At 61.7% G+C, this 6,879-nt stretch carries 6 protein-coding genes and 1 tRNA gene; all 7 read right to left on the bottom strand.

Going from position 1 to position 6,879, the window contains the following annotated elements; all coding sequences use genetic code 11:
• The coding region (locus tag PMI22_RS18570) for a patatin-like phospholipase family protein (RefSeq protein ID WP_338010175.1) at positions 1 to 483 on the bottom strand (483 nt) is incomplete at its 3' end.
• 559 nt (positions 484 to 1,042) lie between these two features.
• Complete coding sequence (locus PMI22_RS31340; RefSeq protein ID WP_157214425.1) at positions 1,043 to 1,213, bottom strand: hypothetical protein; 171 nt, start codon at positions 1,211 to 1,213, stop codon at positions 1,043 to 1,045.
• Between the two features lie 11 nt (positions 1,214 to 1,224).
• Positions 1,225 to 2,313, bottom strand: a complete 1,089-nt coding sequence (locus PMI22_RS18575; protein WP_007944952.1) for an AI-2E family transporter — start codon at positions 2,311 to 2,313, stop codon at positions 1,225 to 1,227.
• A gap of 162 nt (positions 2,314 to 2,475) precedes the next feature.
• Positions 2,476 to 2,571: transfer RNA gene (locus PMI22_RS0129315), tRNA-Sec, on the bottom strand.
• Positions 2,572 to 2,577: 6 nt separating this feature from the next.
• Entirely contained in the window at positions 2,578 to 4,485 is a 1,908-nt protein-coding gene (gene selB / locus PMI22_RS18580) for a selenocysteine-specific translation elongation factor (protein ID WP_007944951.1), read from the bottom strand.
• A complete protein-coding gene (gene selA / locus PMI22_RS18585; RefSeq protein ID WP_007944950.1) occupies positions 4,482 to 5,903 on the bottom strand; it encodes an L-seryl-tRNA(Sec) selenium transferase in 1,422 nt (473 codons plus the stop codon). The genes selB and selA overlap by 4 nt, the downstream gene beginning before the upstream one ends.
• 48 nt (positions 5,904 to 5,951) lie before the next feature.
• Complete coding sequence (gene fdhE / locus PMI22_RS18590; protein ID WP_007944949.1) at positions 5,952 to 6,878, bottom strand: formate dehydrogenase accessory protein FdhE; 927 nt, start codon at positions 6,876 to 6,878, stop codon at positions 5,952 to 5,954.
• Position 6,879: the final 1 nt, after the last annotated feature.

Genomic DNA, 6,879 nt, shown 5'->3' with positions numbered 1-6,879 from the left:
GAGCCGCGACAGTGGCTTGCTGTCCGCCATACCGTCGCTGGCAAGCCGGGTCAGCACATTGCGCGAATGGAAAATGTCTTTGGGGCCGACGGCGCTGCAGATGCGCAGAATGATGCCGTCGTACTGAGACCCCAGGTACGCGAACGGGGCGACCAGGGCGCCAGCGCTGATGCCCGTGACAATTTTGAACAGTGGCCGCGTCCCATGCAGCGACCATCCCGCGATGATGCCCGCAGCAAAGGTGCCCGCGTCACTACCACCGGACACCGCCAGCATGCTGGCCAGCGGTAGCATGTCATGCGGCTCCCCGACTCTGGCAAGCGCTTGCGCCTCTCGAAGGTTGGCCTGATGCACGTCCCGAATAAGCGGAGCGATGTCCCGGTCCAGCCAGTAACGCGCCTCTGGAATGCCGGGCACGACCGCCAGTTCCGTCAAGGTCGGCGGCACGGCTGCCCGGCGTTGCAGGCACGCTTGGCGCAACATGTTCCAGGTTGAGGCCCCCGTACCGGGCAGGAATGGTTTCAAAACGCCTCCTCCGGCTCCGGCCGTTGACAGAGCCCGCGGGCATTGCAACGTGCATTACGAGTAGCTGATGTCGCTGAGGTCGATGGCTACCAGTAACGCCTTCGTGTCTGGCTGACCTGATGCCGAGAGTTCTTCTGTAACGATAGCCGGCAGCTGAACTGGAAGGGCATGGTCAGCCAGGTCCACAACGCTTAGCCGTTGAAGTATACGCGGCGCAGGAGGTCCCAAGGGGTAATGCCGATCAGTTAAGCCATAACGCTGTCCGTAGCAGCTGGCGAAGCCTGCGTTCGGCTGCGCAGCAGTCGTGAAATCAGGCGATGGGGTGTTCCAGAAAGACCGAAAACTCAGGTTTTACGACTGCTGCGCAGCCGAACGCAGGCTTCGCCAGCTGCTACAACAATTGCGTTACCGCAGAAATTGCTTAACTGACCGACATTAGCCCAAGGGGTATTTTTTCGTGACTAGAAAGGAGAACCGGGGGCTGATCGTACGGTAATGACCTGCCCTTCGGTCTTTTCTATGGCGATTCTGTCAAGTGTGCAGGCCGTCTACTGATCAGCCCTTTCATGGCCCACAACGCGCCACCCGTCACGAGGGTGGTGTCTACTTTGCTGAAACTGTTCCAGCGTTCGACACCACCATGGGCGGTTAATACCCGGTCCAGCAACTCGTGATTTGGCGCGTTCATGGTTGAGGATTTTATACCCCCTCCGGCCGATCCTGAACCCACTGCCAGAACAATTGATAGCCAACCGCAAGCACCACCGGCCCGATGAACAGGCCCAGGATACCGCTCGTGACCATGCCGCCCAGCGCGCCAATCAACACGACCGGCATCGGCACATCCACACCTCGTCCCAGCAACAGCGGTTTGAGTACGTTATCCACCAGGCCGGCAATGAACACAAAGACCGAGAAGATAATGGTCCTTGTGTTGGGCCCCTCGGTGCCGAGCACATAGATGATCACCGGCAGTGTAATCAGCGTGGCCGGTAACTGCATGATGCCGAGCAGCAACACAAAGATGGCAAGGATGCCCGCGCCCGGGATGCCTTTGAGCACGAAGCCTATCCCCACCAGCAACATTTGAATGAAGGCGATGCCGACCACGCCGAGCGCAACGGCGCGGATGGTTGCAGTGCACAGCTCGGCGATTTTCGGACCCTTTTCAGGACCGCTTATGCGCGACGCGATATCGACCGCACAGCGGCTGCCGGCCTCACCATGCGCCATGAAAATACCGGCGATGATCAAGGCAACAATGAACATCAACAAACCCGCACCGACGCCGGCAATTTTGGTCAACAAGCCCAGACTTGCGTCTTTTATTTGCGGCAAGTACTTGGCTATCAGGTCCGGAAGATCGGTTGAGGCCTGCAGCCAGACTGACGATATCGTTTTACCCACGATTGGCCACGTGGCGACCGATTCGGGCGGCGGCGGGATGCTGAAGGTACCCTCCTTCACCAGGTCGATGACCTGTGCGACGGATGCCGCAATCGATGTGCCCAACAGATAGACCGGCACCACCAGAATTGCGATGGCAATCAGTACAATTGCCGTCGCGGCACGCCCTTCGCTGCGTCCGAACGAGCCCATCAATCGCAGTTGCAACGGGTAGAGCGTGATCGCCAGGATGATGGACCACAGCATCAGGTCGCGAAACGGACGGAATATCTCGAAGCAAAACAGCACCAGAACAACAATCAACCCGGCACGAATCAGGACATCGAGCATGCTGCGGGTTAACGATTTCTCGGTCAGCGGTGTGGGCAGTGTGGGCACCATGGATGACTCCTTGCTCATGCAAAGCAGGTAGGGAAGCGGTAAGGCCAGCATAGACGGTGATTTAACAGTGCGACGTGATCTGTGTGCTCTGCATCGCAGCACTTCGAAAAAAAACTGAAAATGCGGCACATTGACTCAATATTCACGCCTCAATCCAGAAAATGGCGGAAGGCAGCCGGAGTCGAACCGGCCCGGGAACGGATGCCGTCCCCAACCGGGTTTGAAGCCCGGCCGCGCCACCGGGCGCGATTGCCTTCCTTGAAATCAGTCGTCTTCCTTTCGGGCCAAGGCACTGTCGAGACGGATTTGGCGCTTGTCGCCCAGGCGTCGGGTCAAGCCGATGCGGTCGAAGTACTCCAGAATCTGAATGCTGCGCTTGCGACCCAGGCCAACCGCATCGCGAAACGCCGCGACTTGAATCACCGGGTTGTGTTCAGCCAGTTGCAAGAGCATAGCCGCCAATCGACGGATGATCGCGTCGGTGTAGAACAGGTCCCGGACCACTTGGTGCAGCAGCCCCAGCCGCGCCATTTTGCGCAACAGCAGGCGCACGGTTGCCTCGTCGTTCCCCAGTTTGCGCACCCATGGAGGATCGAACCCAGCCTGTTCGAACAGCGGTTGTATGCGGTTCCACAGGGCTTCGTCTTCTTCACTCAAGCGCACTTGGTGCTCGGGTATATGCAGCCAAGGCCCACTGGCGACGATGGCACCGCTGGCAAGTAACTCGTCGAGCAGGCGGATGAAGGTCGAACGTTCCAGCGAGGATGCGGTGAAGCGGCGCAGGCGATCCCTGTCCGGGCCCATTTGATCCGGTTCAAGTAGATGAAAGCGTGCGAGTTGTTCCAGCAAGGGAGCTTTCAGCGCCTCCCAGCGTGGCGCGCTGAACAACAAAGGACCTTGGCGGGTCTCGATCAAGCGCACGTCATCGGGCAATACCCAGGTCGCGCGTGGGCGGTTGAACTGACGCTCCAGTTGCCTTGGATCGAGGCCGGTGTCGCTGTTGGCCAACAACGCTGGCAAGAGTGCTTCCAGCCTATTACTGCTGGCGAGGGCCTGTAGTTGTGCCAGGCGTTCGGGGCTGCGTCGGTGTCGAGAAGGGGCAAACGGGTCGAGCACCCGGCCCCCGCCCAGGGTACGTTGCGCGCTCTGATCCCGCAGGATCAACGGATCGCCTTTCACCGCCTGTACCGGAGCATTGAGCAGGATTTGCGCAAACATCCGCCCACCCGGAGCCAGGCTTTCGCCTTCCAGCAACGCCACTCGCCCCGTCACATCCTGAGTGCCGAGGTGCACATGCACCGGCTGAAAGTGTTCGAAGGCTTTGGCTTCGCTGGCCAGCAACCTCAGGTCGATGTCCAGTCGCTGAGTCGGGGCGTACAGCCACTCGGCCAGCAGCCATTGGCCACGGTGAATATGCTCCAGCGCCAGACGCTCGGCACTCAGGTTCAAAGCGACGCGTTGGCCGGCATACGCGGTGTCTGCGGCTTGATTTTGCGCGTGCAAACCGCGCACACGAACAGGTTTGCCCAGCCGGCCCAGCATCAGTGTGTCACCCGCTGTCACCTGCCCGGACAATGCCGTGCCGGTCACCACGATACCGGCCCCAGCCACGCTGAACGCCCTATCAATGGCCAGACGAAAACCGCCGCTGGTACTGCGTTGAAGGACATCATGCTGTGCATCGAGCAGCGCCTGGCGCAGTGCCTCGACGCCCTCCCCGGTCACACTCGACAGCGCAATCTGCGACGCATCGGCATAGGGTCCGGGTGCCAGCAGTGTGGTCATCTGTTCATGGACGGCTTGCACCCGGGCCGGATCGACCCGGTCGCACTTTGTGATTGCCACCAGCGCCCTGGGAATGCCCAGCAGTTCAACGATCGCCAGGTGTTCGCGGGTTTGCGGCATCACTCCGTCATCCGCGGCGACCACCAGCAACACCAGATCGATGCCCTGCGCCCCGGCCAACATGTTGTGGGTGAAACGCTCGTGACCGGGCACGTCAATGAACCCGGTCAGCTCGGCGCCCGGTTCCAGCGCCGCATAGAGGTAGCCGAGGTCGATGGTCATGCCGCGTTCACGTTCTTCGCGACGACGGTCGCCGGATTGGCCCGTCAGCGCCTTAAGCAACGAGGTCTTGCCGTGATCGATATGCCCTGCCGTGCCGACGATCACCCCGGCACCTTCAGTTGATCGAGTTGCGCCAGCCAGGCAGCCTCGTCGTCCAGTTGGCGCAGGTCCAGCCACAGTGCGTCGTCGTCGATGCGGCCCAGTACTGGAATGGCCAACAGGCGGAGCGCGGCTTCCAGCCCGAGCAGCTGCCGTCCGCGCAGACGTTTGGACACCTTGGGCCGCAGGCATAACGCTGCGCTCGGCAAGCGTGCCACCGGTTGGCTGCCGCTGCCGATCATGCCCAGCGCGGGCAGCGCACTGACGCTCCAGCCGTCACCCACAGCAAGTGCCAGCGAGGGTTGTAGTCGTTCAGCCTGGGCGAGGATATCGGCCTGCGGGCGGGTCATCAGACGCAGGCTCGGCAGTCGCTCGGCCAGTCGCTCGGGATCGCGGTACAAACCCAGCACGGCTTCGAGTGCGGCGAGGGTCATTTTGTCGACCCGCAACGCGCGCTTGAGCGGGTTTTTCTTGATCTTCGCAATCAGGTCCTTGCGCCCGACAATCAATCCGGCCTGTGGTCCGCCCAACAACTTGTCGCCACTGAAGGTGACGATGTCCGCGCCATCGAGCAGCGCCTGGCGCACCGTCGGCTCGGCGGGCAGGCCCCAGCGGGTCAGGTCCAGCAGGCTGCCGCTGCCGAGGTCTTCAAGCAGTGGTAACCCATGCTGGTGCGCGAGTTGCGCCAGTTCGGCGGTGGGCACCCGTGCGGTGAACCCTTCAATGCTGTAATTGCTCGCATGCACGCGCATCACCAGACCGCTGCGCGGGCCGATGGCGGCTTCGTAATCACGGGCATGGGTGCGGTTGGTGGTGCCGACTTCATACAGTCGGACCCCGGCCCGCGCCATGATGTCGGGAATGCGGAAGGCACCGCCGATTTCAATCAGCTCGCCCCGGGAAATAATCCCTTCCTTGCGCGCGCCCAGACTGTTGAGTGTCAGCAGAACCGCCGCTGCGTTGTTGTTGACTACCGTCACCGCTTCGGCGCCGGTCAGTTCGCGGATCAGGCCTTCGATCAGGTCATCACGGTCGCCCCGCTTGCCGCTGTGCAGATCAAATTCCAGATTGAGCGGATAGCGCGCGGCCATTTGCACCGCTTCGATGGCGACTTCCGGAAGCAACGCCCGCCCGAGGTTGGTGTGCAGCACGGTCCCGGTCAGGTTGAACACCCGGCGCACATGACTTTGGTGGTGTAGGGCCAGACGCTCACCCGCCCGCCCCGCCAGCACGTGCGGGCTGATTTCCACGTGACTCAGTTGCCCGGTCAGCACCGGTTCGCGCAAGTCATCGAGTAATTGCCGCAGGCTCGCCAGCAGCGACTCCCGGCCATAGCGCTCTGCCAGCGGTTGGCAGGCGGGATGGCGCAGCAGACTGTCGATGGAAGGCAGCCGCAAGGTTTGACTGGCGGAAGTTGAAGGCATCCGGCGCTCCTGGAAACGATTGACCGTCGCGCCTGAGTGTAGATGCGTTCAGTCGCCACCGGGTGCCAGCAGCAGATTGGGCGCGAGACGCAGGTAGCCCTCCTGTTCCAGGCGCATGTCGAGGATCAGGCTGGCCAGGTCCGCCGACAGCGCTTCGGCCTCGGCGTCGTTTTCCAGGTACAGCAGTTTCAGGTAGCTGCGACAGCCGGGACAGGTTTCGGCGCGCAACGGTGCTTGATTGGCGGCGTAACGATCATCCTCCTGACTGAAGTATTCCAGCCCTTTGCTTTGCTCGCAGTACACACATTTGACCCGCACCACATGCCATTCGCAGGCACACAACGAGCACACCAGATAACGCAAACCGTTGTGTTTGCCCCGTTGTCGAATCACGCCAGCCATCGCCGGCGAACCGCAGGCCGGGCATTGGCTGAGACTGTCACCGGGTTTGAGCGCCAGGTCCGGTGTGCTCAGCAACCAGTGACTCCAGGCCGCTTGCAAGGCGGCGCCGAGAAACGGCACCAGGGCCGCTGGCAACAGCGTGAACTGGCCACTGACCAACGCCACTGCCCAGGCTTTGCGCTGTCCGGCGTCGCTATGGCGCAACGTCGCCAACGCTTGCTCTACGGCGGCTTGCGGTGGTGCCTGGTAGCGTTGCAACAAGGCGTCGAGGTACGGCAACCAGTGCCCCTCGCGCACCAGCGTGTCGGCGGCAAGCGGTGGCAGGCCATGGGCCTGGCAGACTTTGATTCGCTCGGGATCGGGCAAGGTGGTGACGGGCGGATCGTCCATCAGACTTTGCTGCACATGACACAGACCGGCCACCAGTCGCAGGTAATCGGCCAGCGCATGCCCCTCGGCCAACCGCTCCAGACGCAATGCGCGCAAAGTGAACAGGTTGTGCGGCGGCGGGAACAAAAACGGCGGAGAAGTCGCCGCCGCTTCAATCTCCCCAGGCTCAAGAATCGTCGCCAAG

This window comes from Pseudomonas sp. GM21 (assembly GCF_000282215.1).
Taxonomy (GTDB): domain Bacteria; phylum Pseudomonadota; class Gammaproteobacteria; order Pseudomonadales; family Pseudomonadaceae; genus Aquipseudomonas.
This window is presented reverse-complemented; position numbering and strand designations above follow the sequence as displayed.

Bases quoted from the DNA above. Each gene is read 5' to 3' on its own strand.
- PMI22_RS31340 (WP_157214425.1), bottom strand. From the start codon at position 1,213: ATGAACGCGCCAAATCACGAGTTGCTGGACCGGGTATTAACCGCCCAT.
- PMI22_RS18575 (WP_007944952.1), bottom strand. From the start codon at position 2,313: ATGGTGCCCACACTGCCCACACCGCTGACCGAGAAATCGTTAACCCGC.
- selA (WP_007944950.1), bottom strand. From the start codon at position 5,903: ATGCCTTCAACTTCCGCCAGTCAAACCTTGCGGCTGCCTTCCATCGAC.